Source organism: uncultured Corynebacterium sp. (genome assembly GCF_902782855.1).
In the GTDB taxonomy this organism is placed as follows: Bacteria; Actinomycetota; Actinomycetes; order Mycobacteriales; family Mycobacteriaceae; genus Corynebacterium.
This window is the reverse complement of the sequence record NZ_CACZOO010000162.1, coordinates 1-3,103: the sequence shown is the minus strand read 5'-3', so window position 1 is coordinate 3,103 and position 3,103 is coordinate 1. Positions and strand designations below refer to the sequence as shown.

General features: G+C 68.9%; 3 protein-coding genes. All 3 read right to left on the bottom strand.

Going from position 1 to position 3,103, the window contains the following annotated elements; all coding sequences use genetic code 11:
- Positions 1–353 (bottom strand): hypothetical protein (locus QZV72_RS07420; RefSeq protein ID WP_297006777.1); only part of this gene is annotated, 353 nt, incomplete at its 3' end.
- A 497-nt stretch (positions 354–850) separates the two neighbouring features.
- Positions 851–2,440: an ATP-binding cassette domain-containing protein gene (locus tag QZV72_RS07415; protein WP_297006774.1), complete on the bottom strand. Its 1,590-nt coding sequence runs from the start codon at positions 2,438–2,440 to the stop codon at positions 851–853.
- Positions 2,441–2,873: 433 nt separating this feature from the next.
- On the bottom strand, positions 2,874–3,103 hold a 230-nt coding region (locus tag QZV72_RS07410; RefSeq protein ID WP_297006772.1), incomplete at its 5' end, for a hypothetical protein.

The following is a 3,103-nucleotide window of genomic DNA, read 5'->3' as shown; positions in this document are numbered from 1 at the left end:
TTGACCAGCGCCACCACGCACAGGGCGATGGTGATCGTCCCCGCCAGGGAGCCCATCACGCTGATCACCGGGATGAGGATCGGGATGATCACGTAGGAGATCGTGCAGCGGATCGCGGAGACCACGATCGCCCAGCGGAAGGCCCGGTGAGCTCCGGCGACCGCCTTCATGTCGATCGGGTCGGTCCGGTTGATCCGCAGGATGCGGTGCATGAACCGGTCGACGCGGCTCAGCGGTTTCGCCGGTGCGACGGGGCTGAGCTGCGCCGCGGACGCAGACACTGTCGACAGGTCTGCCGGCGGAGTCACCGCGGCACCCTCGACGCCCTGGGCGACCTGGCTGGTTGTGGACATGGCATCCAAGTTAGCAGCGTCGGCGGCGACTGTCCTAACTCTGCAGCCTGACTCTGCGGGACTGTGTGACCTGGCAGTGACCTGCTGCGAACTGGCTCAGGTAACCCTTCCGCGACCAGATGTGCGAGAGGTGGTCAGCTACTGGTCCGCTACATCAGACTATCGATGCATTGACGGAACTCGGCATCACCGGAGAAGAGGTCGTGGCGGACTTCAAGGCCATGCGGAAGGCCGAGCGCGACAGGGATCAGAGGTGAAGCAGCTCCGCATCGGCCCCGATGTGAATACCCTGATCCGTGCGGTACTCGGGACTGGGTGGGAGCCGGGATGCTCAGCTCATCAGGGCAGCGGGCATCCTGTCGCAGCCCGCCCTGCAGGGCGGCATCTGCTCCTGTCGCCTCGCCCGTGCCAGGCGACAGGAGCAGATGCCACCATGCGGTTGCAGCTGCCAGACCACGTTGGCGTTGTGCGGCCCCGACATCGAGGCCGCATGAGAGTCACCCCAACGCCACCCTCCGCCACCCGACAGCGTCCCCCGGCCCGCCGAGGTCCCGCAGCATCTGCCGGTCGTGGGTCACCACGATGACGCCCGCCGCCGTGTCCTTCACTGCCTCGGTCACCGCATCCACCAGCACCGCCGAGAGATGATTCGTCGGTTCATCGAGGATCAGCAGGTCAGGGCATTCCGCCAGGACCATCGCCAGGTGGAGTCGCCGCTGCTGCCCCTGGGAGAGGCGTCCTACCGGGGTCGACCGCGCCGCGCGGTCGAGTAGTCCCAGCGAGGTCAGCCCGGGCGCCCGATCGAACCGCGCCGCATGCCGGGCGTAGACCTCCGCGGCCACGAGTTCCGGCTGCGCCCAGGCCGGTTCGTGCTGGGTGAGGACGCCGACCCGCACTCGATCGTGGACGTGCACCGACCCGCCGCTCGGCACCACCGCTCCGGAGACGACATCGACGAACGTGGACTTCCCCGCACCGTTCGGCCCGGTGAGCAGCACATGCTCCCCGCCGGACAGCTCACAGGTCACCGGTTCCAACCGCCCGGACACTGCCACATCGGCACAGGTCAGCAGCTTCTTCCCGGATGCCACGGACGCCACCGGCCACCGCAGTTCCATCGGCGGCTCCGGGATCTCGACGGCGTGGGACGCCAGTTCCCGCTCCCGCCGGTGCAGCGACTGGACGATCCCGTCGGCGCGGGTCGCCCGGCCGTGCTTGTTGTGTCCCTTCTCCGGACGCCAGTTGTCCCGGAGCCGGGACCGTACGTCCACCACCGCGGACTCCAGCCGCTGATGCTCGGCGACCTGGGCGGCGTACTCCCGCTCCCAGTGCTCCCGGCCCGCCCGACGCCGCCCCGTCCACGCGTCGTAGGTGCCGGTGGCCAGCAGCGGTGTGCCGTCCGCGGTCGGGTCCAGGTCGAGGAAGGTCGCCTGCCCGTCGGCGGAGAGGTCGCGAAGCAGAGCCCGGTCGTGGGTGACCACGCCCAGCCCACCGGACCAGGCGAGCAGCTGTGCGGTGAGGAAATCCAGCGCCGTGGCGTCCAGATGGTTGGTCGGTTCGTCGAGCAGCAGGGTGTCCGCCAGTGACGCCAGGGCGCAGGCCAGGCGCACCCGGTAGCGCTGACCGTGGGAGAGGCTCAGCAACGGCCGCGTCCGGTCGGTGCAGGCGTCCAGTCCGGCGAGGGCGATGTCGACGCGCCGGTGGGCGTCCCAGGCGTCGAGCGTGGTGGCGCGGTCGAGGGCGTCGGCGTAGGCATCGCCGAGGTCACCGCTGGTCAGGGCATGGTCGAGGTCTTCCAGGGCGGCGTCGGACGCGGCGGTGGCGTCCGCGACGAGATCGCCGACGGTACCGGTGGCGTCCATCCCCTGGCGGACCAGGGTAACGCTGCCGGAGAACCGGATCTCCCCGGCATCCGGTGCGCGGACGCCGGCGAGGGTGTGGAGGAGGGTGGTCTTGCCGGTGCCGTTCTCGCCGACGATGAGCAGGCGGTCACCTGCGGAGATGGTGGCTGCGAGGCCGGTGAACAGTGTCCGGTCGGCGACGGTGACACTGAGGGAGGACGCGGACAGATGAGGGGTACGGGACATGGTGGTCTCCAGAAGTCTTCCGGAGCCGGGCCGTGCAGTGTGTGGGACTGAGTCGGTCTGGTTCAGTGAGATTCAGACAGGGTCAGTCAATATGCTGCAGGCAGCACGACGCCGCCGCCCGGCTCCACGGTGTTGATGTGGGCCGGAGGACGGCGGAGAAGTTCTCTTGTGTGTATGAGTGCTTCCCCGCCGTCAGCGGCGGGTCCAGGGCCTCACGGCGTACTGTGCTGCGTTCGCGTACATGGCGGTCACTGTATCAGCGGGTGCGAGGGATGCAACCTCCCCTGTGCGTCCCGTTTTCCGCGGCATCCCGTCCCGCAGGCTGGCATCTCTTCCCGTCGCCCTCCCCCTCTGAGGCGACAGGAGCAGATGCCACTGTGCAGTTGCAGCTGCCAGGAAGCATCCCAGGCTGCATCGGCGTCCTATGAGACGTCTACCAGCGGCCCTGGGCAGGCGGCGTCTGGCCGGGGTTCTGCGGCGGGTACTGCTGACCCGGCTGACCCGGCTGCGGCGCCTGGCCGTATTGCTGGCCGAACTGCTGGCCGAACTGCTGGCCGTACTGCTGCGGCTTCGCCCCACCGATCAGGCCGAACTCCACCAGCAGGTACAGCACGGCCACGGCGAGCAGCACCAGGCTGAAGAAGAGGGTGAGGAAGACGCCGA

Excerpts from the sequence above, each read along its gene's own strand:
- QZV72_RS07415 (WP_297006774.1), bottom strand. The coding sequence starts at position 2,440 with ATGTCCCGTACCCCTCATCTGTCCGCGTCCTCCCTCAGTGTCACCGTC.